This window comes from Barnesiella sp. ET7 (genome assembly GCF_024733785.1).
Taxonomy (GTDB): Bacteria; Bacteroidota; Bacteroidia; order Bacteroidales; family Barnesiellaceae; genus Barnesiella; species Barnesiella merdigallinarum.
This window is the reverse complement of sequence record NZ_JANRHM010000007.1, coordinates 136,071-151,542: the sequence shown is the minus strand read 5'-3', so window position 1 is coordinate 151,542 and position 15,472 is coordinate 136,071. Positions and strand designations below refer to the sequence as shown.

At 53.6% G+C, this 15,472-nt stretch carries 17 protein-coding genes; 6 read left to right on the top strand and 11 right to left on the bottom strand.

Going from position 1 to position 15,472, the window contains the following annotated elements:
• The 5 genes from NW211_RS06320 (at position 1) to NW211_RS06300 (ending at position 5,515) form a co-directional block, all read left to right on the top strand.
• Positions 1-2,238 (top strand): ATP-dependent RecD-like DNA helicase, encoded by a 2,238-nt coding sequence (locus NW211_RS06320; protein ID WP_258327301.1) that lies wholly within the window; start codon positions 1-3, stop codon positions 2,236-2,238.
• A 2-nt stretch (positions 2,239-2,240) separates the two neighbouring features.
• The gene (locus NW211_RS06315; RefSeq protein ID WP_125105106.1) at positions 2,241-3,728 is read left to right on the top strand and encodes a DNA methylase; all 1,488 of its coding nucleotides are present in this window, start codon (positions 2,241-2,243) and stop codon (positions 3,726-3,728) included.
• On the top strand, positions 3,721-4,146 hold the full coding sequence (locus tag NW211_RS06310) for a hypothetical protein (protein ID WP_204428654.1): 426 nt from the start codon (positions 3,721-3,723) through the stop codon (positions 4,144-4,146). The genes NW211_RS06315 and NW211_RS06310 overlap by 8 nt, the downstream gene beginning before the upstream one ends.
• A 94-nt stretch (positions 4,147-4,240) precedes the next feature.
• Complete coding sequence (locus NW211_RS06305) at positions 4,241-4,615, top strand: hypothetical protein (protein ID WP_125105104.1); 375 nt, start codon at positions 4,241-4,243, stop codon at positions 4,613-4,615.
• A 45-nt stretch (positions 4,616-4,660) separates the two neighbouring features.
• The gene (locus NW211_RS06300) at positions 4,661-5,515 is read left to right on the top strand and encodes a hypothetical protein (protein ID WP_258327300.1); all 855 of its coding nucleotides are present in this window, start codon (positions 4,661-4,663) and stop codon (positions 5,513-5,515) included.
• A gap of 84 nt (positions 5,516-5,599) precedes the next feature.
• Here NW211_RS06300 and NW211_RS06295 read toward each other — a convergent pair whose 3' ends face one another.
• The 11 genes from NW211_RS06295 to NW211_RS06245 form a co-directional block, all read right to left on the bottom strand.
• Positions 5,600-6,877, bottom strand: coding sequence for a PcfJ domain-containing protein (locus NW211_RS06295; protein WP_258327298.1), 1,278 nt, complete (start codon positions 6,875-6,877; stop codon positions 5,600-5,602).
• A 2-nt stretch (positions 6,878-6,879) separates the two neighbouring features.
• Positions 6,880-7,305, bottom strand: a complete 426-nt coding sequence (locus NW211_RS06290; RefSeq protein WP_087207535.1) for a PcfK-like family protein — start codon at positions 7,303-7,305, stop codon at positions 6,880-6,882.
• Between the two features lie 35 nt (positions 7,306-7,340).
• Entirely contained in the window at positions 7,341-7,646 is a 306-nt protein-coding gene (locus tag NW211_RS06285; RefSeq protein ID WP_258327297.1) for a hypothetical protein, read from the bottom strand.
• Between the two features lie 347 nt (positions 7,647-7,993).
• Positions 7,994-8,536: a hypothetical protein gene (locus NW211_RS06280; protein WP_125105101.1), complete on the bottom strand. Its 543-nt coding sequence runs from the start codon at positions 8,534-8,536 to the stop codon at positions 7,994-7,996.
• The gene (locus tag NW211_RS06275) at positions 8,533-9,078 is read right to left on the bottom strand and encodes a topoisomerase C-terminal repeat-containing protein (protein WP_258327296.1); all 546 of its coding nucleotides are present in this window, start codon (positions 9,076-9,078) and stop codon (positions 8,533-8,535) included. Before NW211_RS06275 ends, NW211_RS06280 begins: the two co-directional genes overlap by 4 nt.
• A gap of 39 nt (positions 9,079-9,117) precedes the next feature.
• Positions 9,118-9,855 carry a hypothetical protein gene (locus tag NW211_RS06270; RefSeq protein ID WP_258327295.1) on the bottom strand — a complete coding sequence of 246 codons (738 nt, stop codon included), beginning with the start codon at positions 9,853-9,855 and terminating at the stop codon, positions 9,118-9,120.
• A 17-nt stretch (positions 9,856-9,872) separates the two neighbouring features.
• Complete coding sequence (locus tag NW211_RS06265) at positions 9,873-11,054, bottom strand: DUF3991 and TOPRIM domain-containing protein (RefSeq protein ID WP_258327294.1); 1,182 nt, start codon at positions 11,052-11,054, stop codon at positions 9,873-9,875.
• Between the two features lie 18 nt (positions 11,055-11,072).
• The gene (locus NW211_RS06260; RefSeq protein WP_258327293.1) at positions 11,073-12,401 is read right to left on the bottom strand and encodes an ArdC family protein; all 1,329 of its coding nucleotides are present in this window, start codon (positions 12,399-12,401) and stop codon (positions 11,073-11,075) included.
• Positions 12,385-12,615 carry a hypothetical protein gene (locus NW211_RS06255; protein WP_177608012.1) on the bottom strand — a complete coding sequence of 77 codons (231 nt, stop codon included), beginning with the start codon at positions 12,613-12,615 and terminating at the stop codon, positions 12,385-12,387. Before NW211_RS06255 ends, NW211_RS06260 begins: the two co-directional genes overlap by 17 nt.
• Before the next feature lie 55 nt (positions 12,616-12,670).
• Positions 12,671-13,996, bottom strand: coding sequence for a DNA mismatch repair protein MutS (locus NW211_RS06250; RefSeq protein ID WP_177608009.1), 1,326 nt, complete (start codon positions 13,994-13,996; stop codon positions 12,671-12,673).
• A gap of 12 nt (positions 13,997-14,008) precedes the next feature.
• Positions 14,009-14,785, bottom strand: a complete 777-nt coding sequence (locus tag NW211_RS06245) for a DUF4099 domain-containing protein (RefSeq protein ID WP_177608007.1) — start codon at positions 14,783-14,785, stop codon at positions 14,009-14,011.
• 89 nt (positions 14,786-14,874) lie between these two features.
• Between NW211_RS06245 and NW211_RS06240 the strand changes: the two genes are divergently transcribed.
• Positions 14,875-15,471, top strand: coding sequence for a glucosaminidase domain-containing protein (locus NW211_RS06240; protein WP_204428670.1), 597 nt, complete (start codon positions 14,875-14,877; stop codon positions 15,469-15,471).
• The last annotated feature ends 1 nt before the right edge of the window (position 15,472 follow it).

Here is a 15,472-nt window from a genome sequence, read left to right as displayed (position 1 = left end):
ATGCCCAAACTTCGCTGTGTAGTGGAACGCATCACCTATCAGAATCCGGAGAACGGATATTCTGTCATGAAAGTCAAGGTGAAAGGTTATGACGACCTTGTGACCTTGGTGGGCAACCTGTTGGAGGTGCCTGCCGGAAGCGTGCTGCTGTGCGAAGGTGACTGGAAGGTTGACAAGCGTTATGGCAGCCAGTTCGTCTGTCAGACTTGGGAGGAAGTGATGCCTGCCACTGTCTATGGCATTGAGAAATATCTGGGAAGCGGTCTGGTGAAAGGAATCGGGCCGAAGTTCGCCCAACTCATTGTGAAGCAGTTCGGGCTGGATACCATCGAGGTGATAGAGACCGACATCGAACGGCTGTATGAAGTGCCGGGCATCGGCAGGAAGCGTGTGGAAAAAATCCGCGAGAGCTGGGAGAAGCAGAAGGACATCAAGAACGTGATGCTTTTCCTGCAAGGCTATGGGGTAAGCACGGCCTATGCAGCCAAGATATACCGCCAATACGGCAAGGAGAGCATCGACAAAGTGAAAGAGAACCCTTACCGCCTGGCGGATGACATCTGGGGCATCGGCTTCAAGACAGCTGACGGAATCGCAGGGAAGATGGGATATGAGAAGAACGACCTGCGTCGCTGCAAGAGCGGCATCATCTACACCCTGAACCAACTGGCCAATGAGGGACACGTGTATGCCGAGGAGGAGCAGCTGGTGAAAGCCGCCATCTGTCTGCTGGAAGCGGATGAGGACTCCATCCGCAAAACCCTGACCGACATGGCACGGACGGAAGACCTGAAGATAGAGGATGAAGCCATCTACCTGCCTCCGTTCTACTTTGCCGAGGTGGGCACGGCCAACCGTCTGCTTGCCCTGCTCCGTGAGTCGGAAAGCAATCTCTTTGCGACCCGGTTCAATGCAGCGGAACTGTCCAAGGAAACGGGCATCACGTATGACGAGGTGCAGTTGCAGGCCATCGGGGAAGCCCTTCGCTCCAAGGTTATGGTGCTGACTGGCGGGCCCGGCACAGGCAAGACCACTACGACCCAAGGTATCATCGCCGCACTGAAACATCTGGGGCTACGCATCCTGCTGGCCGCTCCCACCGGACGGGCTGCCAAGCGGATGAGCGAGGCTACGGGCATGGAGGCCAAAACCATTCACCGCCTGCTGGAGTACAATCCGAAGGACGGCTACAAACGCAACGAAGAGAATCCGCTGGAAGGCGACGCGCTCATCGTGGACGAATGTTCCATGATAGACATCATCCTGATGAACAATCTGATGAAGGCGGTCTCCACTTCCATGCGCCTCGTCATGGTGGGCGACATCGACCAATTACCCAGCGTGGGAGCCGGCAACGTACTCCGCGATATTATCGACAGTGAAAAGATACCCGTCATCCGCCTGACGCGCATCTTCCGGCAGGCACAGTCCAGCCGCATTGTGATGAGTGCCCACGCCATCAACCAGGGCCGTTTCCCCGATACCAGCAACGGCAAGGACACCGACTTCTTCTTCATGCAACAGGAAGCCCCGGAGAAGGTAGCCGAGGAAATCGTGAACCTCGTGAAGAACCGCCTGCCCAAAGCCTATCACCGGAAAACAGCCGACATCCAGGTGCTGACACCCATGCAACGGGGAATAGTAGGCGCGGCCAATCTGAACATGGCCTTGCAGCAGGCGTTGAACCCTTCGGGCGTGTCGCTAAACCGCAGCGGCTATTCGTTCCGTCAGGGCGACAGGGTGATGCAGCTGCGGAACAACTATGACAAGGACGTCTTCAACGGGGACTTGGGCTTCGTAGAATCAGTCGATCTAGAAGAGCGCACCTTATACATCAACTTTGAAGGGCGCATCGTGGAATACGATGTTTCCGAACTGGACGAGCTGACACTGGCCTATGCCACCACCATCCACAAGTCGCAAGGTTCGGAATATCCCATCGTGGTGATGCCCGTCTTGATGACCCACTATGTGATGCTGCAACGCAACCTGATTTACACGGGTATCACCCGTGCCAAGAAGATATGCGTGCTCATCGGCACGAAGAAAGCACTCGCATTTGCCATCCGCAACATGACGGTGCTGAAACGCAACACGAGGCTGAAAGAACGGTTGAACCCGGCATTGGGGCAATCCGTATCACCCAAACAGATACGCCCCTACATCTTGGGAAATCCGGAGGATGAAACAGCCATTGCCGCCGAACCTACGGTGGGTTATGACAAAGGAGACAAATAAACATGAATACCGAACGCCAATACATAGCCATTGACCTGAAGTCATTCTACGCCTCGGTAGAATGTGTGGAACGGGGACTTGACCCGCTCAACACGTGCCTGGTCGTGGCCGACCCGTCGCGGACGGAAAAGACCATCTGTCTGGCCGTGTCGCCTGCGCTGAAAAGCTATGGAATCGGCGGCAGGCCACGGCTGTTCGAGGTGGTGCAGAGGGTGCGTGAGGTGAACCGGCAGCGGGGACGCTCCGGGAAATCGCACTCGAAAAAGGAACTGGACGCACACAAGGAGCTGGCCGTGGACTATCTGGTGGCACAGCCACGCATGGCGCATTACATCCAATACAGCACACGCATTTATGAAATATATCTCCGCCACATCGCCCCGGAGGACATCCATGTCTATTCCATCGACGAGGTTTTTATGGACGTGACATCCTACCTGAAGAATTACCGGATGACGGCTCACGAGCTGGCCATGAAAATCATCCGGGAGGTGCTGGCCGAGACAGGCATCACCGCCACCGCCGGAATCGGCACGAACCTTTATCTCTGCAAGGTGGCAATGGATATTGTGGCCAAGAAAATGCCCGCCGACAAGGACGGCGTGCGCATCGCGGAACTGGACGAGATGACCTACCGCCGTCTGTTGTGGGAGCATACACCGCTTACGGACTTCTGGCGCGTGGGGCGTGGAATTGCCGCACGGTTGGCCACCTACGGCATCCTGACAATGGGCGACATCGCCCGCTGTTCCATTGAGCGTGAGGACTTGCTGTATAAACTGTTCGGGGTCAATGCGGAACTGCTGATAGACCATGCCTGGGGATGGGAACCTGTGACTATGGACTTGATAAAGGCATACCGTCCGGAAACAAACTCAGTCAGCAGCGGACAGGTGCTCCAGTCGCCCTATACGGCAGTCAAGGCACGGAATGTGGTACTGGAAATGGCGGACAGTGTCTCACTCGACCTGGTTGACAAGAAACTGGTGACCGACCAGCTTGTGCTGACCATCGGCTATGACACCGAATCGCTGACGGACAGGGATATCCGGGAAAAGTATCAAGGCAAAATAGCGACCGACCGCTACGGCAGACAAGTCCCGGTTCATGCTCACGGAACAGTAAACATGGAGCGTCCGACCTCTTCCGAAACAATCCTCATGGAAAAGGCCGGCGGACTGTTCGACCGCATCGTAAACCCCGACCTGCTGGTACGCCGCATCACCCTGTCGGCAAACCATCTTATGCACGAGGCGGATATACAGCCAGACAATAAAGCGGTGCAGCTCGACCTTTTCACCGACTACGAAAAGCAGGAAAAGGAACAGAAAGCTGAAGAAGAGATGCTGGCTAGGGAACGCCGCCGCCAGGAAGCCGTGCTGCAGATAAAGAAGAAGTTCGGCAAGAACGCCATCCTCAAAGGGTTGAACTATGCGGACGGAGCCACCCAGCGGGAACGCAACCAGCAGATAGGAGGACACCATGAGTAGATATGACGACATCATCCACCTGCCGCACCATGTCTCCAAGACCCGGAAGCCGATGCCGATGATAAACCGTGCCGCCCAGTTTGCGCCCTTCGCCGCTCTGACCGGCCATGACGAGGCGATAGCTGAGACCGCACGGCAGACCACACCGAGGCAGATACTGTCATCGGACGAACAGGAGATACTGTCCAGGCGTCTGACCTATGCCATTGGCCATATCGGTGAGCGTTCCAATCTTACATTCATCTATTTTATTCCTGACACGTTAAAAGACGGCGGCAGAAATATCACAATTACCGGAGTAATACGGAGGTACGATGAGTTGGAAAGAACTGTCATTTTAGAGACAAATGAAATCCTATTGATTGACAATATCTTATCAATCTCAGGAGGGATGATAGAAAAGCTACAACAAGAATAACGTGTTCTCTACAAATTATACTTACCATTGAAAATCAAAGATATATGAGTAAAACAACATTCAATTATAAATGTACCATTAAATTAAATTCATTATGAGAAAGGTTTTCGTGTTATTGGCAGTGTTACTTTTGACAGCACAGCTTGCATGTGCTAAAAAACTGTATGTAGAGATGGAATACAAGAAAAATTCCATAAAACTTGATGATGGCACAGACAGAAAGCCGCAAACTGTCAAGGGAACTGATGGCAAAGATTTGAAATTCAACTCCCTGATAGGGGCATTGAATTATATGTCTCTTCAAGGATGGGAATTAGTCGATACGAAATCTGTTACCACTGGGGGCGGATTTGTAGGCGCATATGGAGGAGCAAGCTCAACCAGCACAACAGTATATTACATTTTTTGCAAGGAAGTTCCTGACGAAGAATTAAAAGAAACCGTGGCGAACTCTTACAGGAAAGATTAAACCTATTCCTGCCATTGCAAGTTGAACCTATAATATAAATAGCTTATGATAATCCGCAAACGACCTATCATATCTTGGCTGCTCAATATTGACAACGTGGAAGATGAAGGAAAATTCGGCGTGCCCATGCTGAGCAAGAAGCAACATTTTGGATATTTGGCCAATGGCCTGAAATTCCTGTCTGATGTCCGCCAGACACAACCGGATTGGGGCTTACCCGAACTTCTCATGCCCTCTTTTGAGGTAGTCATGAAGAAAAGCGCAAAATCATTTTACGGCATTGACCATCAGCTTTTCCAAGAGTTCTACAAGGATAATGTCTGTGGCATACTCCTTTCCAGAGACTGCGGGACGATTGTTTATGGATTTGGAGAAGACACATTGCATGTGTGGCTGTTCAGGGAGGATGGCGGCATTAGCAACCTGTATATGTATTTTTACATAGAATCAACCAAGGACAATGTACGGCATATATACACGTGGCCGACATTGACGGCAGATGACCAGCTTTTTGCCGGGAATAAGGAGGAACGGGAACAAATTTATGAGAGGTTGGCTAACAAATTGATGGTATATCTTGCCGTTAAAAAATATGTAAAGGTAGAAACAATCATCGTACCCGTTGGAACAACCGCTAAATTGGATGATAAGATTTTGGGGTACAAAAGCAAAGAAAAGGTCAGGAATGAGAGCGGTCAGGAAGTAATTGTAATGGATTCGAGGTGGTTCCGCAAGATTGTGAATGACAATGAAATATTCGTCAGAGGATTTTTCCGCTTCCAAAATAAAAAGGATGAAAAAGGGGAATGGTACAAGGAATTGATTTTTGTGGACTCTTTTGTGCGGCACGGTTATCATCGCAATGCCCTGATAGAGGAGGAAAACAATAGTAAGGAGTAGAACGGCACAATTCTTACCTCAAAGGAATACATTACCCCGACCAACACCTCACGGCGCAGGTCGGGGTCTGAACATTTCAAGGAATTATGCCGGTGTCCTCGCCTCCAGGAAGCGGTAGGCGTTGGCGTTTACAAGTCCTACAATTCGGTCGTGGTATTCCGTGTTGGAGTTGCACAGCCCCCGGCTCTGTATGACCTTGCCCTGGCTCAACGAGAATTCCACGGTCTCGATGCGGTTGCCCTGGCGGTCGTGTGCCGACAGGATAACGCTGTCCACCTTGGCGTAATACTCGCATTGGAACACGCAATGGTGAAGGCTGCTTCCCTCTGCTTGGAAAGCCTCTATGGAATCAAGCACAGATATTTCAATGTCGTCGTCGCTGATGACAATCCCGAAGTAGCGGGACTTTTCCCTATAGAAGTCCGTCTCTTTCGCCTTGGCTCTCAACATCTGCTCCTGACTCCTGCGCTTCTCCGCCGCCTTGTTCCTTTTGTCCAGCCAATGGTCATGGGCGGCTTTGAGGTCTATAGGGCAGACATACTTAGCATTATGGATGTCCTTTTCGCATTGCTCCAACAAGCGGACGGTATCGCACCACAGGCCGTAGTCGGACGGGTGGTAATGATGTCGTGCGGCCACCTTGTACGACTGCCAGCACGTGTCCAAATCCAGCGGACGGCTCACAAAGTAAGCCACGGCCTGCAAGTCCTTGGACTTCATCATCGTCTCTATCCGGCTGTCCGTCAGCAACGCCTTCATCAGCCTTGCCGGATGGCAATCATCGGGAAGCCTGCCTCTCATGCCGTTGCGCCTCAGTTCGGGAAGCACCTTGTAACGGGGGTAAACGTATGTGTCGGAAATCACCCAATGCACCTCGGACAAAAGTTTCAAGTCAATATCTGTACACCAATTAAAGCTGTCCACATACCAGCCCAAAGTCCTCGCCCTTGATGTCACCGCAATTCTGCCCTCGGCATTGAGCCACAGGCGGCACACCTCCATGCAGGACGTTTTCAACATCATTCCTTTCCGGCATACGGCTCTCAGCAGGAACACACGCTGAACTTGCAAGCCGTCCACCACCTCAAGGGAAGAGAAATAGGCGGACTGCACTTCCTTGCGCTTCAACGTGTCCCTTACCTGCAAGCGGTGTCCGCAATGAGGGCAACATACCGTTTTGCCTTTCCCTTTATGGTCAAACTTCGCTCCGCAGTCACCGCACGTGCAGTTATGGCCGGACGTGCGGAATGCGATATGTACAATAACATTACTTACAGCCCATTCAACAGCTTTGGGGCTGAGGGCGGTCAGCTTCCCATTGGAAGCCGCCACCGCCTTTTCAAATCTGTTCCTCGGTTTCATGCTCAAAAGTTGTCAAAGAGTGATAATGTCGGTTGGCTCTCCGGTTGCGGCTTGTGGGCTTTCGGCCTCGCATTGCGTGCCTGTATCTTGCGCAGCTCCTCGTCCTGATAGCGTTTGAGCGCGAGTGCCCTCTGTTCCGACTTTTCCTCCTCCGTCAGTTCAATATGATGGTTAACCACCACACTGCACTGCAACGGCTTGCCTATTTCAAGGTCAGGCTCGTCTATGGCGTGTACCGCCATTGAATATATCTCGCTGTCCGAGAAACCACAACAGCCGGAGTTTTTCACTTCGTGTAGGATAAAAGTCACCACATCGTCAATGGTGCGTGCCGTGGTTTCATACTTGGCACGGAAAAGCTCATCTTCCTTTGCCCTCTGGTCAAGATAACTCTTGATAATCTCCTTGAAATGTTCTGTTCCTTTCATATGTCCTTGTTTTTACGTTGATAAAATCCATACGGTTAAATCGGCAGTCCTGCCAGCAGTTCCAAAAATGGTATGGTGTTGATGTCCCTGTCGAAGCGCACCTGCCAGTCCGGCCTTGCCAGTAAGGACGGCATGAACTTCTTTACGATAAACCGCTCATTGTCGTTTGAATAACAATCTATTATAGCGAAGTTTGCTCCGTCCTTGCGGATGTGGGCGAAAAACGGCGGCATACCGCAGAAGCACTTGCGGACGCTTTCCCTGTCCCACAACAAGGTAAGCTCATAAATACAGCCCTTGTAGCTGACACTTTCCTCTCTGTCAATGAGTTTTATTGCCATAACGTCTGAATTTTGAAGTTCTAATCTTTTTCCCTTTTGTTTGAAGCCTTGCGGCTTCCGCTCCGGGATTTTACGGTACGGCATGACGGAAGGCGCAAGGGGCAAAAGGCGGACGTGACCAGTGGAAAGAGGCCGGAATACCCGATTTGGCACAAATCGCGGAAGGCTGCCGGACGCTTTCCACGCAGGCAAGAGGAGCGTCGTTCGCCGCCGCCACGGCCTTCCGTTGCTTTGTAGCGGAAAATCTGCCGGAGCGGAACGCCCATAGGTTCAAGAACAGGAAATCCCGATGCCATAACCGATGACACCGAGATTTCAATATATCCAGGAATAAAATTCTTAGCCTTCTACGGCAAGGGTATCTCAAACGACTTCACCACGCATTGCGCCTCCTTGTCCAGGATGAACCAGTATTCGGAATGATAACTTCGGCCGTCCGTGTCCACGCCCTCGAAGTCAACCTTGATCTTCCAGCCGCTGAACGGTTGCGGACTCCCGTCAAGCGGGCCGCCGAAGTCCATCAGCCGCCTCAGGCTCGACATGGCCGACATCTGCCGCTCCATCAGGGCGGCCGTCTCCTTGTCGTCCGGGTCGAAGTCCTCAAGCCCGTCTGTCGCTTCCATCACCTTCCTGTTGATTTCCACCATGGCCATGGAAAGGGCCATCTTCTCCTCCTGCGTGATGTAGGTATGCCCGAACACGGAATCCGGCTTGCTGACAGCCAATATCCGTATGGATTCGGGATTGTCCACCGATGCCCTCAATGCCTTTTCGGCCATGTCCGCCGCACGGTCATTCAGATTGTCCGAACAGCAGACAAGACAAAACACGCCGCTCCAGAACAGCACGATGGAGGCGAGTATTATCCCAATCTTCATCCCCGGTCTCATATCTTCACAATTTGAAGTTTGTCCGGCGACACGCCGAGCCGTTTGCGGTAGATGCTGCCGTCCTCACGGTACATCTCCAGTTCCGAAGAAGTGATGCCCTTCTCGCAGATTTCCCCGGCTTCCTCCAGAGTGAGCTGGTGTCCGCCGATGTTGCGCCAGATGGCGAAGGAGCAGGGAGCGTTTTGGTTGGCATAGTTGGAGCAGTTGAATGCCCGGCTTCCCACACGGATTTCCCCTCCGCAGTGCGGACACCTGCCGATGACCGGCTGCATCAGGATGTTGCCGTCGTCGGTCAGTTCCAGCACGGTCGGGAATGTCTTGCCCTCCTTGCTGGCGAAGCCGTCCAGCAGGATGCGGCGTTTCTCCAACAGTACCGCCACCTCCGCGTCCGCCATCTTGCGGTTGCCGATGATGGCGTTGATGTTCAGTACGCAAGAGAGGCTGTCGCCGATGTTATGCTCACAGCGGTACCCTTTGCAGGTCTTGACCACGTTGCCGCCGCACAAGGGGCAGCGGCCGATGATTTTCTTTTCTGTTTCCATTGCTGTATGATTATGGTACACTATTTTGATGATAAAATCCTAATTGAATCCACGCTTCCAGTCGGCCACGATGCCTCCGATAATGTTCTTGCCGGACATCACATTGGCCCATCCTTCCGGGTCGAGCGAGAACCAGAGGTCGTTCCACGAGAGCGTGCGCACCTGCCAGGCCAGGATGAACAGATCGGTGTTGATGGTTTCAAGCTTGGTCACCACCTCGTTGGCGATGTAATAGCGTTCTGAAGAGTCCAGCAGGTTGACCTTGTGCTTCTCGCTCTTCCCGTCAGCCCCTGTCACATCGTAACTGCCCGAAGTCACGAGCTGTTTCATGAACGGATAGAGCGCCGCCATCTGCGTGGCCGCGTCCGTCAGCTCGTCCGACACGATGGCCGCTATCGCCGTGCCCTTGAGGTTGCTCCCCACCGATTTGAGCAACAGGTTGCAGTTCTGCGGTATCTCGGTCGTCACCAGTTCCCCTGCACGTTTGATCTGGTAAAGGTTCTGTACTGCACCCTGCGCATTGGAGAGGTATTCCAGCATCTTATTCTCCACGCTGTGCACCCGGTCGAGGGCGACCGTCACGGCGGCTTCGGCGGCGATTATCTTCTCCTGCGTCTTCCTGCGCTTGTCGTGCAGGCTTTTCAGTTCCAGCGTCTGTGCCGTCACCGCACCGGCCAGTGCCGGATCTATCTGTTGGGCGAACGCCGGAACGGTATGGCCTCCGGCCAACCACAGGGCCAACGCCCCGGCGGCCATTTTCAGTCTGATTGCTTTCATATATGTTCCATGTTACGTTACATTTTGAGATTACCTTTTCTCCGCTCCGCCAGATTCCGGTCGCGTTCCTCCTTGCGTGGGACGAGAACCGGAGCCACCGGCTTGTTCAAGAGGCAGTCGTTCCAGTCCTTGAACGCCTTGGGCGGTAGCCATTGTCCGGTGCGATAATGGACGGGCAGATGTGCGGCAAGCTGTGAGGGCAACGCCTTTCCCGGATTGACGGTAAAATTCTTGCCTCCGGCTTCTACTTGCAGGTAGCCCTCCGTTTTGCTGATTTTCATCGGGATGCCCTCCAGCAAGCCAATCATGCGAAGACCGTAGATGCGCCCGGCAATGTCGTTGTCAAAACAGTCGAAAGCCTTGGCGTTAGGAAAATGATTCATCACACCGGTTATCTGGTTGTCGGAGAATGTCCCTCCGAGGGAGACCAATGCCACATCCGGGTGCAACTGGTTTCTGTTCATCTGGTGGAAAGCCATCGCATCGAAGGCGGACTCACAAAAGAATACGCACCTGACCGCTTCCGGATTACCGCCGGAAAAGTCGGCCACCCATGCCGCCGAAGAGGAATCCGTGCCTGCCGCCTTTGACTTGTAGCCACCGTAGCCGCGTATCTCGTAGCCCTTCACCTGGCCGTCCGCACCGGTATAGGGGAAACCGATGTTGTAGCCGTCGAAATTCCCGTTCCGCTTGTCCCGGACAAGGAAAATGAACGCCGCGAAACGCCTGACTGTCTCATCGGACAAGCCCCGTTGGCGGAAGATCTGAGGAATGCGCTCCACGTCTATTTGCCTCACTTCATAGCGTGAGGCATCAAAAACTGATGCAGCTTTGGCAGATTTCAGGTATTCCCAATCCTCATGGTATTCCGGTTCCGGCATATTGGCGAAACGCGCCATCACCTTGGCAGTCTTCTGCCAATCGTCCTTGCCGGTGACGAAAAAGGCATCCAGATTCTCACGGATAAGCGTAAGTACATCCCCTTTGGAGCCGTCCCGGCGGAAGAACGTTTGGGCACTCCTGTCATTGGGATGGCTGACGATGATGGTGTCACGTTTCTCCTGTCCGTCACCCAATACCAGTTCGATGTAACGTCCCACACCGGCCTTGCGGTCAAGGCGGTAGCCGAGGGCATAAGCCACATCGGTCACACCGACACGCGCTTTGAGTTCCTTGAAGTTTACCTTGTAGTCCGGCATTCCGTATTACTTTTAGGATTAAATACCCATCTTTGCACTTACGGTCTGCGTCCTGCCCATCATGGCAATCTCCGGCCCGAATGTCTTACGTGCCGTCATGTTCAGGAAGGCCACCTTGTCCTTGTAGTCCGTAAGCTGGAAGTAAGTCCTTGCCGTGCCTTTCGATACCTTCTTCAGGCCCAGCTCCACACCGTCATACGAGGCACGGATGGCATAGTCTCCGCCGCGTGTCTTGACGATGGCAGCGTTCCGAAACGGCACTTCCTCGCCTGGGTCAAGCGGAGCGAGCGGGTCGTTCTTGGCCAGGTAGGGCTGATCGTTCAGTGCCAACCGCTGCCTGTCCACATGGTCGAGTATCATGTCAGAAGCCTTGTTCACGTCCGCCATGACCGAGACGATGAATTTCGGCTCCTGCTTCAATACGCCAATCCATGAGTCCAGATAGGCGGCGGAGTTGTCCGTCACCTTGGAGTCGAAGCCCATCGAGTGGCTTATCATCGCCGCCGTCAGTTCGGCGACAAGCTCCTCCTTGGCGTACTTCGGATCGCCGAACCTGCCTATGCCGTCACGGTTGAGCCGTTCCGGTGTCATGGTGGAGTGGGCCATCTCGTGCAGCATGGTGGAGTAGAACTCCATGCCGCCACGGTACGTTTCCTCCGGCGTGCCGCCCGTGTTGAACTGCGCCTTCATGGGAACCACCACGATGTCGTGCGAGGGGGAATAATAGGCCCCGTCCACACGCTTGTCGGCCTGTATCGGGCAGACCCAGCCTTGTGTTTCTATCATCCTGTCGAGTGCGGCGTGGGCGTACATGCCTTCCGTGTCGCGGAGTTCGGGCAGCCTGAACCTATCCATGAGCTTTTGCATCCGTTCGGGTTGTACTTCGGCCAGGTTGGTCTGTGCCACGTTATACACGGGGAACGCCTTGACGAACGGGATAACCTCCATATCCTTTCTTTCCTCCTTCGTCATGGTGCGGTACTCGTCGCTGCTTATCCTTTTCCCGTCCTTGTCCTTGACCATCATGTCCCAATACACCACGGGAAACGCCTTTTCACCTTTCAGGACGTGCGCTTTCAGGTTGTGCGCCTGCTTGAAGGTCAGGTAAACGGGCAGGTCGTAGCCATTGGCCGCCGTGTGGAGTTGCAGGAAGAAGGAATTGGAGCCGGAATAGTTGCGTCCTCCCACGTTCTGTGGCAGTCCGGCGTACCCCGACGCACCGCCAATCCAGCCTTTCTTCCAGTCGGACGCCTTCATCTGCTCCATACGCCCGATCATCATCTCGGCGAAGCGGTCTATGGCCGCCTGTCCGGAACTGGCAGATGAAGGGTTAGTTCCAGATGCCATAGTCCCCGTCATCGATTAGCTGGCGTTCCATCTGCATGATGTCCGTCTGTTCCACATAAAACTCGGCGGACTCGTCCGAAGGGTCCGTGCCGTGCGCACGGCACCACTCCAGATAGTCCTGTCCGTTCTCGCCCTCCAGCACGAAGCGGAGATAGCCTATCTTGCCTTCCTGGAGGAGTTCTACCAGCTCCTCGTGATTCATTGTTGCTGACATATTCCTGTTCTTTTGATGTTAATACTTGTCGGTTCTGATTCAAAAATGATTCGTCTTATATTTTCATTGAGTTTGATTTCTCCAGCCTGTTGGTCTGGGCCGAGAGCAGCCCGTTGATTTCCGGGGTGAGGTACTTGGCCGCAATCTGCTCGCGTGTGGCGGTGCGGGTCTTGAAAAGCGAATAGCCGTCGTCAAAGGAGATTTCGTGCCGGGCGGTCTTGCCCTTGTCGCCCATGTCCACGTACACTTTCCACTTGTTGTCGGTGTGGTCTTTCGCCACACGGACACCCTTTGGGTCAACGCCTTCGGGAAGCCGGTACTTCTCGTAGGCGGACTTCAGGTGCAGCCGCTCGCCGAAGTTCTTCTCGATGAGCTGGTTGGGTGTCATCACCCGATCGAAGTAAGCGTTCAGGTCCTGGCGCGAGGCCACGGCGGACATCCTTGCGTCACCCACTTGGGCATAGAACTTGTACCTGCCGAAGTCGGGACGCTGCTCGTCCTTCTCCTTGTAGACATTGAACTTCTCGATGGCGACGGAACCTTCCGCACCCTCCATCTGCCGGGGGAACCTGTAGGTGTCCTCCGACACTTTCGGCATCAGCTTTGTCGGGTAGTAGCGTTCCATCAGCTGCGGCACGGTCAGCTCCTTCTTCTGGTAAGCGGCGAGGTCAGCGGCGTCCATCTTCTGCGGCTTGAGCTGCTGACCGTCAATCTTTGCGGTGAAGTACCAGTCCTCCGGGTTGTCCTTGCCTTGGTAGGCATGGCCGTGGGTCACCTTGCCGCCGTCGGCCGTCACCATCTGCGGCTCGCGCGGCTTGCGTTCCTTCTTCGCCTCGGCCTGTTGCTCCACATTGGCATCCGCCTTCGCTTCAGCTTTCTGTTCCGTACCTGCCTTTTGTTCCGTGCTTTTCTGACGGGCAGGTTTCTCCTTCACCTCATTGGGGTCAGTTTGGACAGGCTTATCCTGCACGGCCTGTTCTTTCTTCTTCTTTGCCATATCGGTATTGTTGGGTATGATTTCTTCTTTTACCTTTGACTTTTCTCCGGCTTTCAGGTCGGCTTTTTCTTCCTTTTTCTGCCTGGGCGTTTCAATCGGGTCGCAGATGGCCACCCTCTGCCCGGAGCGTATCAGTTTGGGAAGATATACATCCAAGGCGTGATAGGGAAACAGGGTGTATTTGACGGGGTCTTTCTCACCGGGAAGAACTCTGCTGGTCAGCGTGATGGCAAGTACGGCGGCGGCCTTGACCGCATCCTCCCTGTACATCTCGTAAAAATCCCCCTTGCGGAAGAGGAGCATCGCGTCGGGATGCTTCTGTTTCAGCGAGTCGAACTGCCGCAACATATCAGCGGCAGTTTCCTGTTCTTGTTTCTTTGCCATAAGCGGATAAATTTAGCGTTTGAGACTTTGGCTGGCATTCTCTTTGGGGGAGTGCAGCTTCATGGCACGTTCCTGCGACTGCCTGTCCACGACCTTCCGGTATTCCCAACGGTTGCTGTCGGTCTGCACCAGTCCGAGGTATTCCGGGTGTAACTCATCGTAGCGTAGCTTCTGCTGGCGTTCCCATTCCTTCAGGTCGCCCTTGATGATCTTGAAGCCTTGCGGCTCCCTCAGGTCAACGCCGACCGACACCTTCTCGCCGCCGACATTGAGTTCCACGGGCTTGCCGTCGCGCACCTGCTGCTTCTGCTGCGTACCCAGCTCGATGTCGTTCACCTTCTCCATGTCCTTCAGCTTCTGTTCCAGCCGAATTTCGGTCACACGGCGGTGGATGACGGAACGGGTCTCAGGGTCGAGCTGGAGGTACTGCCGGGTCTTTTCGCCGTCCACATCCACGGCTTTCTGTATGACTTCGCCTTTTTTGAGGCGTTCCGCTTCCTGTTCAGTCAGGCCGAGAGCCTTGTTGCGTTCCGTTTCAAGAATTGCCCTGACGGGATAGGCCATCAGGGCCGGGTTGCCCTGCCGGTCTGTCACCAGCTGGAGTTTGAGCGGCAGCGTGACGGCGTTGCCGTTCTGTGCGCGGATGGAGACCTGCATGAGGGGCGTGACCTCGCCGGAGAGCAGCTTTTCCTTCACCTCTTGCGGAAGAAGGTCTGCCTTCTCCTTGTCGATACCCAGCATCGCCAGCTTCCCGTAGGGCAGCGTTTCGGATAAATTTCTGTTGTCCATTTCGTTATACTTGTTTTTACGGGTTAATTTTGCGGCCGGAACCGCTTGAACACCCTGCAAAAGTATTTTCACCCAAACGAGAAAAAGAAATGCACAACACTATTCTGTCGTTCCTGATGCTGTTGCTGATGCCCCTTAGCGCATCGGCACAGTTCTATACCATCACCAAAGAGTCGGAGTTAATACCCGGCTCCGGAAACAGAATGATGAAAACGACTGGAAAAGAGAATGATACAATCAACAATGATGCGCAAAGTGTCAGAAATGACACCCTGCATATTCATGTGGCGACAAAAGAAAAGAAGAAGGGAATAGGCCAAAAAGGTGACAAAAGGACATCCCCAAAATCCATGCCTCCCGAATTGACTATCCCCAACCTCTATGCGGAAATCATGCGCAACGGCATACGACATCCGAAAATCGTATTGGCGCAGGCTATCCTTGAAACCGGATGGTTCACCTCCCCGGTATGCAGGAACAAGCATAACCTGTTCGGCCTGACCAATCCACGGACAGGAAAATATTTCGAGTTTGGGCATTGGACGGAAAGCGTCAGGGCGTACTATACAAAAGTGCAGTACAAGTACAATGGAGGGAACTACCTGCTATGGCTGAAGAACATCGGCTATGCGGAAGACCCAAGGTATGTCCGTTCGCTAAGCCGTATATTGGAGCAATACCTCTAAA